The following is a 15,191-nucleotide window of genomic DNA, read 5'->3' as shown; positions in this document are numbered from 1 at the left end:
CAATCGACTGTGCCACAACCCCCTTTGACAGGCATACCAACACATCGCAATAAATACATTTGCTTGTTTTTTACGCTTTAGTTGCAATTTCTGACTTTGTTACGTAACTGTTGCATGTCCACCAAAACGAGTGGACGTCAATAAGCCAATTAAAAACAAAGGTTAAGGAAGGACTACATGAAGAGAACTTTCGCATTGGCCGCCTTGGCGGTTGCAGTCAGCACCCCTGCCATGTCGGCAACTATTGTTGACATCAAACCCAACAGCCCGCGCTTTCAAGCGATGGGAGCCGACCAGGATCCGGTGAAAATGCTGGGCCTGAGCGACAGCCAAAGCTTTAAAGGTCAGGCAGTTAAGGTGGGTAAAGCCAGTAAGTCCCGCTTGCGCCAGTACTATAAAGGCGTCGAGGTGTACGGGGTGTCGGTAGTGGCCGACACCGATGCCATGGGGATCTACTCCAACCTGGTGGGCCGCTACGTTGAAGGCATTGATGGCGACTTGCCGGATGTCACCCCGACCCTGTCGGAGAAAATGGCCGTGGCTCGAGCCCAGCGCCATGCCGGGCTGAAGAAGGTGGACCGCTCCAATGCCAAGCTGTTTATCTGGCTGGACGAGGCGCAGCAGGCTCATCTGGTGTACCAGGTGGACCAGTTTGTGGCCGGCGACAACCCGCGCCGACCCTTTACCCTTATCGATGCCCACACCGGCGCGGTGCTTAAAACCTGGGATCAGCTGACCTTTTCACAAAACGCCACCGGCCCCGGCGGTAACACCAAGACCGGCGAGTACTACTACGGCACCGACTACGGCTATCTGGTGGTGGACGACAACTGCCGCATGGACAACACCAACGTCACCACGGTGGATATGAACAACGCCACCTCCGGCGGCTCTGTGCATCAATTCACCTGCCCAAACAGCACCGAGCCCATGGTAAACGGCGCCTATTCGCCGCTGAACGATGCCCACTACTTTGGTGGCGTTATCTTCAACATGTACTCCGACTGGTTTAACACCAGCCCGCTGACCTTCAAGCTGACCATGAAGGTGCACTACGGCAACAACTACCAGAACGCCTTCTGGGACGGCTCGGCCATGACCTTCGGCGATGGCGGCTCCACCTTCTACCCGCTGGTGAGCCTTGATGTCTCTGCCCACGAGGTGTCTCACGGCTTTACAGAGCAAAACTCCGGGCTGACCTACTCCGGCCAGAGCGGCGGTATCAACGAAGCCTTCTCTGACATGGCTGGCGAAGCCGCCGAGTACTACATGAAGGGCAGCAACGACTGGAAAGTGGGTGCCGAGATCTTCAAAGGCTCCGGTGCCCTGCGTTACATGAACCAGCCGAGCCTCGACGGTGCCTCCATCGACAGTGCCGACGACTACTACAGCGGCCTGGATGTGCACTACAGCTCCGGGGTCTTTAACCGCGCCTTCTACCTGCTGGCCACCACCAGCGGCTGGAATACCCGCAAAGCCTTTGAAGCCTTCGTTACCGCCAACCAGCTGTACTGGAACGCCAACTCCGACTACGACGATGCCGCCTGTGGCGTTGCCCAGGCCGCAGACGACCTTGGCTATTCGGTCAGCGACGTGGAAGCGGCCTTTAGCGGTGTCGATGTTGACGCCTCTTGCGGCAGCACACCGCCGCCCAGTGGCAGCACCCTGACCAACGGCCAGGCCGTGACTGGCATCAGCGGTTCGTCCGGCTCACAGCAAATCTGGACCCTGTCGGTACCGAGCGGTGCCAGCGGCCTTAGCTTTAACATCAGCGGCGGTAGCGGTGATGCCGACCTGTACGTGCGCTTTGGCAGCACGCCGACCACCAGCAGCTATGATTGTCGCCCTTATCGCAACGGCAACAATGAAACCTGCACGTTCAATTCGCCACAAAGCGGCACCTACTATGTGATGCTGCGGGGCTACTCCAGCTACTCTGGTGTCAGCCTAGTGGGCAGTTACAACAACTAATGAAAAAGGGCCGGTTAAACCGGCCCTTTTTTAATGTGCATGATGAGGTTCTGATAATCGGCAAGGCTCGTCGCCATACTCGATTTCAAAGGTGGTGTGGGCCAGGGGGTAATGCTGGCAAAGCCCCGCCAACGCCGATTTGAGCGCCAGGTAGTCGCCAGCGTCCAGAGCATGATGGGCAACCACATGGCCGGTCACCACATGCTGCTCGCCGTCAAAGGACCAAGCATGGAGGTGATGAACGTCGCTGACGTTATCAATCGCCAGGATATCGCGTTTAACCGCCGCCAAATCGATGTCTGCCGGAGTTGCCTGCATAAACAGCAGCACCGTACCCCAGAGGTTTTTCACCACGTTGTAGAGGATAAAGGCGGTGTAGAACACCGACAGCAGCGGGTCCAGTATCGGCCACTTCACAAAGAGCATCACCACCGCTACCACCAGTACCATCACCCAACCCAGCACGTCTTCCAGCAAATGCCAGCTGACCACCTTGGCATTTTGGCTTTTGGCGCCTTTGAGGCGAAACACCGCCGCGCCGTTAACCGCTATCCCCAGTATCGCCAGGCCAATCATGCCCCCGGCATGGGGCATTTGCGGGTCCCAAAGCCGGGGGATGGCTTCGCTTAGCACCAACACCGAGCCCGTTACCAGCACCAAGGCGTTAATAAGGGCCGCCAGCAGGCTGAGGCGTTTTGGCCCGTAGCTAAAGCGGGCGCTGGGGCCGGCCTTGGCCTTGTTACCAAGCCACCAGCCGAGCCCAAGGGCCAGGCTGTCGCCCAAGTCGTGCACCGCGTCGCTTAAGATGGCCACCGAGTTGGTGAGCAGGCCCCCCACTATCTCTATCAGGGTAAAGCCCAGGTTGAGAAAAAAGGCGACCTTGATGTTGCCCACGTCGTCGTGGCCGTGATGATGATGACTGTGGCTCATTACAACTCCTTGCCAGCGCTCAATTCTCTGAGCTTGCCTTTTGAGAACCAGGGATACAACACCGGCAGCACCAAGAGTGTCAGCAAGGTGGCCGTCACCAGGCCGCCAACAATCACCGTTGCCAGGGGTTTTTGGATCTCTGAGCCGATGCCGGTTGCCAGCAGCATGGGAATAAGCCCCAACGCGGCGGTGGTGGCCGTCATCAATACCGGCCTGAGCCTTGATACCGCCCCCTCAAACACCGCCTCGCGCAAGCTCTGGCCCGCTTCAAGGCGATGGTTAATGGCCTCTACCAGCACCACACCGTTCAGCACCGCCACCCCAAACAAGGTGATAAAACCCACCGAGCCCGGCACCGACAAATACTGGCCACTGATGTAAAGCGCGACAATGCCGCCAATCAGCGCCAGCGGCAGGTTAACCAGGATAAGCATTGCCTGGCCAACCGAGCCAAAGGCGAAATACAGCAGCAGGGCAATAAGGCCAATGGAAACCGGCACCACCACCAACAGCCGATTTTGAGCCCGCTGCTGGTTTTCAAACTGGCCACCAATCTCCACCGAGTAACCCGCCGGCAGCGCCACCTTGGCACTGAGCGCCGCCTTGATGTCAGCCACCACCGAGCCCATGTCCCGCCCTTGTACGTTGGCTTGCACCACCACCCGGCGCTGCACGTCGTCCCGGCGAATTTGCGGCGGCCCCGAAGCAAAACGCACATCGGCGATATCGGCTACCCGCAACAAGGCGCCGCCGGGGGCACGCAGCCGCAGCTCGCCGATGCGGCTTGCATCCTTGCGAAAGGCGTTATCCAGGCGCACGTAGATGTCGTAACGCTCGTTACCGTTGATGATTTGTCCGGCACTGGCGCCGCCCAGCCCTTGGCTAACCAAGCGCATCAAGTCCCCCACCGACAGGCCATAACGGGAAAGGGCATCGCGCTTGGGAGACACCACCAGTTGCGACTCGCCACTGACTTGCTCAAGGGCCACGTCCTTGGTGCCGGCAATGTTTTTTATTTGCGTTTCAATGGCCTGGCCCTTGGCGGTTAGCACTGCCAAGTCTGGCCCAAACAGCTTTACCGCCAGTTGGGCTTTGACCCCGGACAGCAGCTCGTCAACCCGGGTGGCAATGGGCTGGGAGAAATTGAGCAGCAGCCCAGGGAAGACCGACAGCGCGTCACGCATGCGCTGTTGAAGGTGTTGGCGATCCGGGGCGCTGGTCCACTGGCCGGTGGGCAGCAAGCCGATATAAATTTCGATATTGCTGACCGGCTCCGGGTCGCCCCCTATCTCGGCGCGGCCGATGCGCGACAAGGCATAGGTGACCTCGGGAAAAGCCATCAAAGTTGCCTCTAGCTTGGGCGCCAGCTCAAGCGCGTTATCCAGGCTGGTGGAGGGCCCCAGGGTCACCCGCAAGTTGATGGTGCCCTCTTCAAGCTCGGGCACAAACTCAGTGCCAAGGCGCGGCAATAGGGCCAGTGCCCCCACAAAGAGCAACAAGGCGGCGCCCAGCAGCGCCTTTTTGTGGCCCATGGCCCAGCCGAGCAAACGCCGGTAACCGCCCTCGGTAACCCTTACCACCAAGCTCACCCGGGTGTTAACGCCCCTTGGGTAGAAGTAACTGGCAAGGGCCGGCACCAGGGTCAGCGACACCACCAGCGAGGTGGCCATGGCCAACATGATGGAAATGGCCATGGGTTTAAAGAGTTTGCCTTCCACCCCTTCGAGGGCAAAGAGCGGCGCGAACACCACCAAGATGATGGTAACGGCAAAGAACACCGGCTTGGCCACTTCCCTTGCCGCCAGCACCACTTGCTGGCGCGCCGAGGTGCCCGGCGCCTTGGCTCCAAGACGCCTGAAGATGTTCTCGGTCATCACCACGGCGCCGTCCACCATCATGCCGATGGCCACCGCCAGCCCGCCAAGGGACATCAGGTTGGCCGAGCTGCCATGAAGGCTCATCACCATCAACGCCATCCCCACCGACAGCGGAATCGACACCAGCACCAGGGTAACGGCCTTCAGATCGAGCAAGAACAGGGTGAGGATGATGGCAATAAGCACCAGGGCTTCAATTAGCGCTTTCTCGACCGTGCCCACCGCCTGGCTGACCAGGAAGGCCTGATCGTAAAACGGCTCAAAGTGCACGCCTTTGGGCAAGGCCTGGTTGATGCGCTCAACCCGCGCTTTGATGCCATCGATGGTGGCTTTGGTGTTGGCCCCCATTCGTTTAAGGACAATGCCGGACACCACCTCCCCCAGCGATTGCGGGGTATCGCCCTCGCCGCGCTTGGTCATGGTTACGGCGCCTTGGCGGATCTCCGGGCCAAGCTCCACCTGGGCTACGTCTTCAACCCGCACCACGACGCCGTCGGCGGTTTTAAGGGGGAGCTTGCGAAGTTCATCCAGCGCTTTGTCACCTGATGCCAGCCAGCCGGTGCCGCGAATAACCATTTGCTCGGCGCCTCGGTCCAAGTACCAGCCGCCCACATTGAGGTTGTTGTCCTCAATCGCCGCCTGCACCTGTTGCTGGGTGAGCCCATAGGCAAGCAGCCGCGAGGGGCTTAAATTCACCTGGTATTGGCGCACCTCGCCGCCAAAGGACAACACCTCGGTGACCCCTTCAACCGGCATCAACATCAGTTTGACCAGGTAATCGTTCAGGCTACGAAGCGCCATAACGTCATAACCACTGCCGGGTTCGGCCACCAGCAGATACTGGTAGACCTGGCCAAGGCCGGAGGTATTGGGCCCCATCTGCGGCACCCCTATTCCATCTGGGATAAGGGCGCTTGCCGCCTCCAGGCGCTCAAACACCAACTGGCGGGCAAAGTAGATGTCGGTGCCCTCTTTAAACACCACGGTCACGCCCGAGAGGCCCGTTTTTGAAATGGAACGCACCTCTTCCACCGCTGGCAAGGCGTACATCACCGATTCGATAGGGTAGCTGATAAGCTGCTCCACCTCCTCGGCGCCAAGGCCGGGAGCCTCGGTGTTTACCGTCACCTGCACATTGGTAACATCGGGGAAGGCATCGAGGTTTAGCTTGGGAATAAGCCACCCCGCCATAGCCATCACCCCCAGTAGCGCCAGCACCACCAGCAGCCGGTTGGCAACGGCCCAATCAACAATACGATTTAGCATGCTGGCCCCTTAGTGGTTGTGAGCACTAAAGCCCGCCTTGGCGAGCTCGGAGGCGATATAAAACGCGCCTTTGACCGCCACTTTGGTGCCGGGCTCAAGGTCCAGTACCTGTTGCTGGTCGTCAAGCACCTTACCGAGGGTGACCTCCCTTGCCTCAAAGTGGCCAGGCTCGGGCTCTACAAAGACGGTCCAGTCGCCGTCGCTGCTGCGAATAAGGGCCTCCTGGGGTAGCGCCATCACCGGCGCAGGGGTCTCAAAGAGAAAGGCCACATCCACATACATGCCGGCGTGAAGGGCATGTTGGGGGTTAGGCAGGGAAAGGCGCACGGTACGGGTGCGAGTAACCGGGTCCAGGGTATGGCCGGCCTGGCTTACCGAGGCAGGCCAGGCGGTGTCGCCGGTGCTCACCAAGGCTTTGGTGCCTTTGGGAATATCAAGAGTGCTGGTGCCGGGTAACTGGGCTTGCACCCAAAGGGACGCTTCATCGGCCACCTGGACCAGCGCCTCACCGGGGGCCACGGCCTGGCCTTGCTGGAAGCTGTCAGATAGCACCACGCCGTCTATTGCCGAGCGAAGCGGATATTGGCCCAAGGGGGTAACCGCGATGTCGCCCTCATCCAGGCCATAGCCGCGCAATTTGGCAAGGCTGGCGTCAAAGCGGCTTTTGGTGTCCACAAAGCGCTGCTCGCCCACCGCCGCTTTGCCAAGCCCCTTGACTCGCTGCCACTCAGGCCGGGCCGAGAGATAATCGCCCTGGGCCTCGGCAAGCTCGGCGCTAAAGAGGGTGACCAGCACCGCACCTTTAACGACGTGGTCGCCAAGGGCGGTGTGGCGGCTTAGCACCACAGAGGGCAAGCGGGGGGAGGCAAGGTAACTGCGGTACTGATCCACCAACACCTCCCCTGGCACCAGATACCGATACTGGGCCGGCGCCGGGGTGATGGCGCGGGTTTCAATGCCCACGGCCGCCTGTTGCTCGGGGCTTAAGGTGATGCCTTCTTCGGCTTGAGCAGACAGGGCGAAAGTCAGCAGCAAAAAAATCAGTGAAGCTTTCATAGCGTCACTCCTTTGACAGAGAGTTGGCCGCTTTGGGCCAAGGCATCGATAAGGGCAAGGCGGGTTTGTTGCTCAAGGGCGATACCGTCACTTTGGCTTTGGGCCAGGGCATTGAGCCCCTGAAGGTACTGGGCGGTAGCCAGTTCCCCTTGCCGCCAAAAACGTTCAAGGCGGGGCTGCACATCTTGCTCGCGCCACTGCTGCCATTGGCGGTAATGGCGCTGATAGCTTGCCAGGCGGCCTTTGGCGGCGCGCCAAGCGGCACGCTGGTTAAGGTATTGCTGCTGGTAGGCAGCCTCCGATGCCAAAGCCTGGTAGCCGGTGGCGGCCACGTCACTTTGAAAGTCGTTGCGAAGGTTTAGAGGAATGGAAACCCCAACCTCGACGCTGCTACTGCCCCCGTCACGGCCGGCACTGAGCCCCACTGTCGGTTTGGCTTTTACCGCCCGGCGCCGGGTTTCAACCTGCTGGCGGCTTAGCTGCCAGCGGGCTTTGGCGAGAGCTACGGCAGGATGACGGGCGAGCCACTCTTCACCTTCGGGAAGGCGAAGGCGCGCCAGGTAGCCGTCAAGCTCCACACTTTTTTGCACGCTTGCGTTGGGCAACAAGGCTTCAAGCTCAGCGCGGGCCTCTTCATAGGCTGCATCGGCATCGGCCAGGGCCTTTAGGCGGGAGCTGAGGTTTAAGCGGGCAAGCTCGGCATCCACTACCCCAAGATCCCCGGCGACCTGGCGCTTTTTCACCAGTGCCAGCAAGGTGCCCAGATAGCGGCGCTGCTGCTTGGCCAGTTGCTGCTCATCGGCCGCCGCTAAAAACCGCGCCATGGCAGCGAGCACCTTGGCTTTTTGTTGCTGGAGCCTGGCATCGAAAGCCAAGGTAGCCTGTACCCGGGTAAGCCTCGCTTCCTGCTGTTGGCTGTCCCCTTGCCCCCACCAATCCAAGGTTTGTTCAAGGCCTAGGGCGACATTGTTGTCGTTGCCGTTTTTCTCGCCAAAGGCTGACAACACCGGGTTATAGAGGGGTTTAGCTAGGCCGTCGGCCTCGGCCCTGGCTGCTAGTAAACGCTGCTGCTCGGCAATAACCGCCGGCTGCGCCAAGAGTTGGCGGTCAAGCCAGCTCGCAAAATCCGCCGCCTGCGCGCCAAAGCACGCCGCAGCCGCCAGCCCATAGAGGGCCAGCCGTACAAAAGACAAAGACATGAAGTGTCCTCACATCGGTTGAACAGTTGGGCGAAAAACGCCCGTTAAGGCTCAAACCAGAAGGAGGATGGGAGGGCGAAACAGCGAGTCGGGGTGCAAAGACACAAAGGCCGCGCCGGTTTGGCGAGGCTTTTCAACAAAAACGGGGGCGGCTTTCCACAGTTCGCCAGGGGTCATGGTGTGGCCGCCATGGCAATGGCAGCAATGGTGGTGAACGAGGCCGTCGGCATCGCCCAGTGCGGCTTGTTGCACTGTTGCAGTTTCAGGCGCGTTAAGCGGCGCCACTACGTCAGCAACGGCCAGCACTGACTGAAAAGCCAGTAACAGGGCAAGGACGCAAGTACAGATGCGTCGCCATTGTTGAAGAGTTCGCGTAGTCTGCATGGGCAGGGACTCTAGCAAATGTCCCCGAGCCAAGAAAGAGGAAGTCCGTTGATGTTGAGCGCACTGCTGCTGGCCAGCCAGATGGCCACCGCCCCTGTTCCCTATCGAGCCAAGGCAACCCGCGTCTGTGAAATGGCAGTCAGGGCAAGGCTGGGCATGGTCAGAACCGATGCCATCAATGTCGAGCAGCGGGATCTGGTGTTGGTGGTCAGCGGTAAGGCGCTGGTGAGCAAGGGCCCGGTGAATTTTATCTGCCAGTTCACCATCGATGAGCGTGACGAGCTGCAGCTGACTCACCTAGACCTCCTGGCCCTCAAGCAAGACCCCAAATCCCAGTAACAAAAAAGGCCGCCCTAAGGCGGCCTTGGATGCTTGCAAGGTTTATTTTAGGTACGGCACTTCGACCCGTGTCAGGCGAAGAAGGCTGGCATCGTTTTGGGTATCAATGGCGTTGACCAACCAGAACTGGTTGTCGAAGGGGTCGGTCAGTTTGTATGAGATTTCCAGATCGCAGCGGTAACTGGCGTCCTGCCACTCCCCCAGGTAGTTCTCCACAGACAAAGTCCCCGACACCCAGAAGCGGCGCTCGTCCAGCTCGGCAATATTGCTGCTCCATACCGAGAACTGGCGAGCCAGGGGATCTTTGAGGCGTTTGCGAAGATGGTCTTCGCATTTGCTTGCGGCCAATGACCGCCAGTCCACAAATTCGTAGCCCTGACGGTTGCTGTAGTAGTGTTCCATGACCAGGCCGATAAAGCTGCAGTAGGCCAGAGAGAATGCGGCTGCCAACAACAAGCGTAAGTCCATATATCACCCTGTGTTTGCCGTTGAAATTGCGGATGTAAAACACCTAGGCAAATATAGTTAAAGATGTAACAAATTGCTCTTCCACTAATACTGAACACCCGTTAAACGACGCGCAGCTTCACACTTTTCAACTTTGCCTCCCTGCGTAGAATGAATTTCGCAAGCAAGGTAATCGACCCTGTCGAGACCCCTCTTATTCAGGCCGCTTTTCCCACCTCTGCGGCCTTTTTTTTCGCCCGAAATTCGTCGCGCCTTGGGCCTACACTGTGTTTAGGCTAGACTGCCCTTTTGGCCAGACTTCCCCTACCCATGACCGCAAGCTTGCTATTCCACGACTTTGAAACCTTCGGTGCCAATCCCAAAAGGGACAGGCCCTGCCAGTTTGCCGCTATCCGTACCGATGAAGATCTCAACATCATTGATGAGCCCAAAGTCTGGTTCAGCCAGCCCAGTAACGATTACCTGCCCCACCCCATGGCCTGCCTCATTACCGGCATTACGCCGCAGCAAGCCCTGGCGCAAGGCATGGCCGAGCCCGAGTTTGCCCGGCTTATCCACCAACAGATGAGCCAGCCACAAACCTGTACCCTGGGCTACAACAGCCTGCGTTTTGACGATGAAGTGACCCGCTTCATGCTCTATCGCAACTTCTACGATCCGTACGAGCGCGAATGGCAGCATGGCAACAGCCGCTGGGATCTTATCGACATGACCCGGGCTACCTATGCACTGCGCCCAGACGGCATTATCTGGCCCGAAAACGAAGACGGCCTGCCCAGTTTCAAGCTCGAGGCCCTGTCCCAGGCCAATGGACTGGCGCACAGCAAGGCCCACGATGCCTTAAGCGACGTGGAAGCCACCATTGCTCTTGCCAAGCTCATTCGCCAGCACCAACCCAAGCTGTACCAGTTTTTTTTCAAGCTGCGGCGCAAGCAGGCAGTGGCCGAGCTTATCGACATCATCAATCTCCAGCCTCTGGTGCATACCTCCAGCCGCTTTTCGGCCGCCCAGGGCTGCACCACCTATGTGGTGCCCATGGCCTGGCACCCGGTCAATAAAAATGCGGTGGTGGTGGTGGATCTCAATGGCGATCTGACGCCGCTGCTGGAGCTCGACGGCCAGGCGCTGGTTGAGCGCCTTTACACCAAAACTGCCGATCTCGATGAAGGCCAGTCGCGGCTGCCGGTAAAACTGGTGCACATCAACAAGTGCCCTATCCTGGCGCCCGCCAAGACCCTGGGGCCAGAGCGGGCCGATGCCCTTGGTATCGACCGGGCTCGTTGCCGCGATAACCTTGAGCTGCTAAAGCAGCACCCGGAACTTCGGGAAAAGCTGGGCGCCCTGTTTGCACAGGAAGGGGACTATCCTACCCCGGACGCAGAAGAAGCCCTTTACAGTGGCTTTATCTCTGACGCCGACAAAGCGGCCATGGCCCTGGTCAGAGAAAACCAAGATCCTAACCGCCTTAGCGGCATTCAGTTTAAGGATGATCGCCTTAACACCTTACTGTTCCGTTACCGGGCGCGTTATTTCGCCCAAACCCTTAGCGAACAGGAGCAGCTGCGCTGGCAGCGCTACCGCGAAGAGGTGTTGATGCAAGGCAGCCGCGGCTTTGGGCTACAGGAATTCATGGTGGAGCTTGAGCAGCTGGCCGAGGAGCGCGCCGAAGACGCCAAGGCCATGGGTATCCTCAAGAGCCTCTACCAATACGCTCAATCCCTCTAAGGGCTGGGGCTATAACCCTGGCCGGTGCTTAGCCTAGAGATGTCTCCCTGTTGGGTGGCAAACACAAACGGCAAGGAATGAGGGCGACCGTCCTCCCCTGCGGTTTTCACCACAAAGTGCAGGTGCGGCTCGGTAGAAAACCCGGTATTGCCGGAATGGGCCAAGGGCGTGCCAACCCTGGCCCACTGGCCAATTCGCACCAAGGCGCTGCCGGGTTGCAGGTGAAAATACTCCCCCAGGGTTTTATCGCTGTGCTCAAGCACCAGGTAGTTGGCATCTCCTGCGCAGCGGGCGAACGCGCAACCCTTGGTTGAGTCCATTTTCATGGCCACCACCCGCCCGGCCCGGGCAGCGGTCACCACCGTGCCTGCTGGCATGGCAAAATCCACGGCATAAAAGCTAAAGGGCTCATCGTGGCTGAACATGCCGCCCCAGCTCTGCAGCACCTTATAACGCCCGGTTTGCCAAGGCAGCCGATAGCGGGCGTCTTGGTCTTGGCGGGCGCTGACCGAGCCGCGCGACCAGCGAGACCAGTAGTGGAGCTTCCAGGGCGCGATGATGGTCAGGGTCTGCAGCGTCTTTTGCTGCTTTGGCCCCAGCTCCATCACCGCTGGCAAGCCTGGGCTTGCTTTCAGCCCCGACAGCACCGCATCAACCCTGACCGTCACCGGCGCCGAGGAATGGTTACTGGCCACCAGTTTGAGCTCTTGCCCCAGCTCCTGCATTTGTACGCACACCGGCTCCTGGCTACAGGCCAGCAGCGGTTTGGCATACAGCAATGCAAAAAGCCAAAAATATCGGCGCAACATGGGTTTAAAACCTTGAAAGATCAACTACTTTGTTAAGCGAATGTAGCTTAACGCCGGGCGTGAACTTGGCCTGAAAATATGGTTTACTCGTTCACTGTTATCGAAACATGCTTGACCCTCAATGCAAAGCGACAATCAAAACAACAACGAAGGCCGCTGGTTACCGCATCTGCTGCTGGTGCCCTTTGTGGTTTTCGCCGTCATCGCCGTATTGATGGCCATCAAGTTCAGCCTGTCGGTCCACGACCGGGTCAGCTGGCTCGATCACGCCGAAAAAACCCGAGGCGTGGTGCGCCAGCACCTTATTCGTCACCTGCCGCAACGCTTCGGCATGAAAGAAAAACTGCAACTGGCCATTTATTACAACGATAAAAAAGGCCACTGGCACGAATTCATCTCCAAAAGCGATCTGACCGAATACAACCCCTTTGCCGTTCCTCCCCAGGTGGGTGAGCGGCTTTGGCTCTACTACATGCCCAATCAACCCGCCAATGCCCGCCTGGCCGGTTTTAACGCCTTCTGGCTGCCGGTGATCCTCGAAGGGGTATTCCTGCTGTTCTCCGCCCTGCTCGGCTTTGGCCCGCTCATCTACATCTGGCTTAAACGCAGCAAGAGCTGATTGTCGGCCAGGCCGCTCCTGGCATAAGATGCGCCATCCATTTGTGTGAGGTGCCTTATGCCAAGGGCAAACGAAATCAAAAAAGGCCTGGTGGTCGAACTGGGCGGCAAGCTGCTTATCGTGCGGGAAATTGAGGTGCAAAACCCCTCGGCCCGCGGCGCGGCCACCCTGTATAAAATGCGGTTTTCCGATCTGAAAACCGGCCTTAAGGTTGAAGAGCGCTTTAAGGGCGACGATCTGTTGACCACCGTCGACATGCAGCGGGCCAACGCAATGCTCTCCTACGTTGATGGCGACGAGCACATCTTCATGGACCAAGCCGACTACACCCAATACCCCATCAAGTCTACCGACATCCAGGACGAACTGCTGTTCTTGGACGAAAACACCCAAGGCATCATGCTGCTGCTGGTAGACGGCCAGGTCGTGGGCCTGGAGCTGCCCCAGTCGGTGGAAATGGTGGTATTGGATACCACGCCAGAAATGAAAGGCGCCTCCGCAACCGCCCGCACCAAGCCGGCCAGTTTTGCCACTGGGCTTTCCATTCAGGTGCCGGAATACATCAAGGTGGGGGATAAGGTGAAGATCCACACCACGGAGCGGCGTTTCATGGGCCGCGCCGAGTAAGGAAAAGGGCCGCTAGCGGCCCTTTTTTAATGCCATTGCTGCTCTTCAAAGGCGATGGCGCCCTGCTTGGCATGGGGTAGCAGGGCCCTAAAATGTTCACCTTTAATGTGCAACAGATCCTTATGATCGCCGCTTTCCATGAAGATATCGTCTCGCCACCACAGTGACTCGTCGACCAGGGTTTCCATCGAGAACGCTTCGCCCAGGGCCGGAATGGCGCCCAGTTCGCAATCGCGGAAACGCTCGGCCAGCTCACGTTCTGACACCAACCGGCAATCCCTGTCCAATAGCGCCCTGACCCTGGACAAGCTGAGTTTGTGGCTGGCCGGTACTACCGCCATGATCTGGCGGCCTTCGTGATCTTCAAGCACCACCGCCTTGGCCATGTATTTCAACGGCACCTGGCTGGCAATGGCGCTTTGCAGCGCACCTTCACTGTACGCATGGTGGATGTGCTCGGCACGCACCTTTCTGACAGCGAGGTAATTGCGCAGGGACTCTGACATGCTCATCACAACCTCCTTCGTCAACGCCCAGCATTCAGTATAGGTGTGGCCCTTTGCTGGCGCGCCGCAAAGGGCTTTAGGGCACGGCCAGCACCTCGAAGTTGAACCTTGGCGCATAGCCTAAAAGGCGGCGGGCTTTGCTGATGTCATAGACCCTATCGATGCTGGCCGGTAGCTGCCAGCCCCGCGCCTGGTACCAGGCGTCAACCTCGGGGTAGTAGCGGCGGATAACCGCCGGGGCGTTGCGTTTAAGCTCGGCCACATCGTCCCGCCCAAAAGGCGAGCGGTTGGAGACGTTAAAGCACTCAAAGGCCCTAAGCGGGGCGCTGGCAGCCAGCAGATGGGCGGCGGCGCCGTCTCGCTCGTCAAGACCCCGGTACAGCCGGTAGTTGGCAATCTGGTTGGCGCTTTCGTCCATAAAGCGGGAAACCCGCAGTACCGTGGTAACAAAACCTGGGGCAAAGGCATCGGCGCACAGGGCCTCGGCGGCCTGCTTGGTGATGTCGTAGATGTCCCTAGGCTTGGGGGCCAGGTTTTCATCGACCCACACCGCTTTGTCGGCATCGACCATGGCCTTACCGTAAATAGAGGTGGTGCTGGTGTAGACAAAGCGGCTGGCGCCGGCCTGTTTGGCCGTTTCAATGAGACGCAAGGTGGCGCTGATGTTGGTGTCGATAAAGGCCTGGCGGCTCAAACCCAAGTCAAGATGCCGCCCGTGCAGCGCGGCGCAGTGGATAACCGCCGTTACCCCATCCAGTTTTGGCGCCAACTCGTCTTTGCGTAAATCAAAGGCTTCTGCGGTGTCACTTGGGGTGATATCCAGCCCCAGCACCGCCCTGCCCTCGGCCCTTGCCTGGCGTACCACCTCGCGGCCAAGGCGGCCGCTGGCGCCGGTCACCAAGAGGGTCATTGCCCCTCCCAGGGCTCTTTGGGCAGCTTTTGCCGCCAGCTCTGGTAGCGTTGGTGCACCCCGCGGCGAAGGGACTGGAAGCTGTTTTCCAAAATGTCCACACCGGTCAGTACCGCCACCACCACCAGGCACAGTTTCAGGGCAGTAAAGTCATGATGAAGGGAGATAACCACCCCGATACTGGCCAGTGCCCAGATGGCGGCGGCCGACGTGACCCCTACCACTACCCCGTCACGGGACATCATCACCCCGGCCCCTAAGAAGCCGACACCAGTCACCACCTGGCCGATGATCCGCGACGGGTCGGAGCTTTCGTTAGTGACCGACAAAGCCGAGGCCACAAAAAAATAGGTGCCCAGCACCACCAATGCCGAGGTGCGGATGCCTACCGGCTTGCCTCTTAGCTGGCGCTCAAGCCCCACAACGGCGCCGCACAGCACGCACATCAGGATGTCTGCCCAACTGAACGGGGCTATATCTAAAAGTTCTGGCCACATGATGTTTA

15 protein-coding genes are annotated in these 15,191 nt (G+C 59.0%); 5 read left to right on the top strand and 10 right to left on the bottom strand.

Annotation, left to right across the window (positions count from 1 at the left end; genetic code table 11):
• The first annotated feature begins 177 nt into the window (after nucleotides 1–177).
• On the top strand, nucleotides 178–1,971 hold the full coding sequence (locus tag EDC28_RS08545; RefSeq protein ID WP_050658124.1) for a M4 family metallopeptidase: 1,794 nt from the start codon (nucleotides 178–180) through the stop codon (nucleotides 1,969–1,971).
• 30 nt (nucleotides 1,972–2,001) lie between these two features.
• Here EDC28_RS08545 and EDC28_RS08540 read toward each other — a convergent pair whose 3' ends face one another.
• Genes EDC28_RS08540 through EDC28_RS08520 form a run of 5 tightly spaced genes read right to left on the bottom strand, consistent with a single transcriptional unit; the run spans nucleotide 2,002 to nucleotide 8,605 of the window.
• On the bottom strand, nucleotides 2,002–2,901 hold the full coding sequence (locus EDC28_RS08540; protein WP_123421325.1) for a cation diffusion facilitator family transporter: 900 nt from the start codon (nucleotides 2,899–2,901) through the stop codon (nucleotides 2,002–2,004).
• On the bottom strand, nucleotides 2,901–6,044 hold the full coding sequence (locus EDC28_RS08535; protein WP_123421324.1) for an efflux RND transporter permease subunit: 3,144 nt from the start codon (nucleotides 6,042–6,044) through the stop codon (nucleotides 2,901–2,903). Before EDC28_RS08535 ends, EDC28_RS08540 begins: the two co-directional genes overlap by 1 nt.
• Before the next feature lie 9 nt (nucleotides 6,045–6,053).
• Nucleotides 6,054–7,100, bottom strand: coding sequence for an efflux RND transporter periplasmic adaptor subunit (locus tag EDC28_RS08530; protein ID WP_123421323.1), 1,047 nt, complete (start codon nucleotides 7,098–7,100; stop codon nucleotides 6,054–6,056).
• Nucleotides 7,097–8,299, bottom strand: a complete 1,203-nt coding sequence (locus EDC28_RS08525) for a TolC family protein (RefSeq protein ID WP_123421322.1) — start codon at nucleotides 8,297–8,299, stop codon at nucleotides 7,097–7,099. The genes EDC28_RS08530 and EDC28_RS08525 overlap by 4 nt, the downstream gene beginning before the upstream one ends.
• A gap of 51 nt (nucleotides 8,300–8,350) precedes the next feature.
• Nucleotides 8,351–8,605, bottom strand: coding sequence for a hypothetical protein (locus EDC28_RS08520; RefSeq protein WP_050658119.1), 255 nt, complete (start codon nucleotides 8,603–8,605; stop codon nucleotides 8,351–8,353).
• A gap of 129 nt (nucleotides 8,606–8,734) precedes the next feature.
• Here EDC28_RS08520 and EDC28_RS08515 point away from each other — a divergent pair, with 129 nt between their 5' ends.
• Nucleotides 8,735–9,022 carry a hypothetical protein gene (locus tag EDC28_RS08515; protein WP_123421321.1) on the top strand — a complete coding sequence of 96 codons (288 nt, stop codon included), beginning with the start codon at nucleotides 8,735–8,737 and terminating at the stop codon, nucleotides 9,020–9,022.
• A 42-nt stretch (nucleotides 9,023–9,064) separates the two neighbouring features.
• Here the strand turns inward: EDC28_RS08515 and EDC28_RS08510 are convergent, their stop codons facing one another.
• Entirely contained in the window at nucleotides 9,065–9,490 is a 426-nt protein-coding gene (locus EDC28_RS08510) for a hypothetical protein (RefSeq protein WP_050658117.1), read from the bottom strand.
• A gap of 309 nt (nucleotides 9,491–9,799) precedes the next feature.
• Between EDC28_RS08510 and sbcB the strand changes: the two genes are divergently transcribed.
• Entirely contained in the window at nucleotides 9,800–11,215 is a 1,416-nt protein-coding gene (gene sbcB, locus EDC28_RS08505; protein ID WP_123421320.1) for an exodeoxyribonuclease I, read from the top strand.
• Here sbcB and EDC28_RS08500 read toward each other — a convergent pair.
• Nucleotides 11,212–12,024, bottom strand: a complete 813-nt coding sequence (locus EDC28_RS08500; RefSeq protein ID WP_123421319.1) for a M23 family metallopeptidase — start codon at nucleotides 12,022–12,024, stop codon at nucleotides 11,212–11,214. The two genes, sbcB and EDC28_RS08500, sit on opposite strands and share 4 nt — an antisense overlap.
• Nucleotides 12,025–12,145: 121 nt before the next feature.
• On the opposite strand from EDC28_RS08500, the gene EDC28_RS08495 reads away from it, so the two are divergent.
• Both EDC28_RS08495 and efpL read left to right on the top strand, forming a co-directional pair.
• Nucleotides 12,146–12,643, top strand: a complete 498-nt coding sequence (locus EDC28_RS08495) for a DUF3592 domain-containing protein (RefSeq protein ID WP_050658114.1) — start codon at nucleotides 12,146–12,148, stop codon at nucleotides 12,641–12,643.
• A gap of 57 nt (nucleotides 12,644–12,700) precedes the next feature.
• Complete coding sequence (gene efpL, locus EDC28_RS08490) at nucleotides 12,701–13,270, top strand: elongation factor P-like protein EfpL (protein WP_123421318.1); 570 nt, start codon at nucleotides 12,701–12,703, stop codon at nucleotides 13,268–13,270.
• A 26-nt stretch (nucleotides 13,271–13,296) separates the two neighbouring features.
• Here efpL and EDC28_RS08485 read toward each other — a convergent pair whose 3' ends face one another.
• The 3 genes from EDC28_RS08485 to EDC28_RS08475 form a co-directional block, all read right to left on the bottom strand.
• A complete protein-coding gene (locus EDC28_RS08485) occupies nucleotides 13,297–13,782 on the bottom strand; it encodes an aminoacyl-tRNA deacylase (protein WP_050658112.1) in 486 nt (161 codons plus the stop codon).
• Nucleotides 13,783–13,852: 70 nt separating this feature from the next.
• Entirely contained in the window at nucleotides 13,853–14,686 is an 834-nt protein-coding gene (locus EDC28_RS08480; RefSeq protein ID WP_123421317.1) for an NAD-dependent epimerase/dehydratase family protein, read from the bottom strand.
• The gene (locus tag EDC28_RS08475; protein ID WP_050658110.1) at nucleotides 14,683–15,183 is read right to left on the bottom strand and encodes an MgtC/SapB family protein; all 501 of its coding nucleotides are present in this window, start codon (nucleotides 15,181–15,183) and stop codon (nucleotides 14,683–14,685) included. Before EDC28_RS08475 ends, EDC28_RS08480 begins: the two co-directional genes overlap by 4 nt.
• Between the last annotated feature and the right edge of the window lie 8 nt (nucleotides 15,184–15,191).

Origin of the sequence: Gallaecimonas pentaromativorans (genome assembly GCF_003751625.1) — a bacterium.
In the GTDB taxonomy this organism is placed as follows: domain Bacteria; phylum Pseudomonadota; class Gammaproteobacteria; order Enterobacterales; family Gallaecimonadaceae; genus Gallaecimonas; species Gallaecimonas pentaromativorans.
This window is presented reverse-complemented; position numbering and strand designations above follow the sequence as displayed.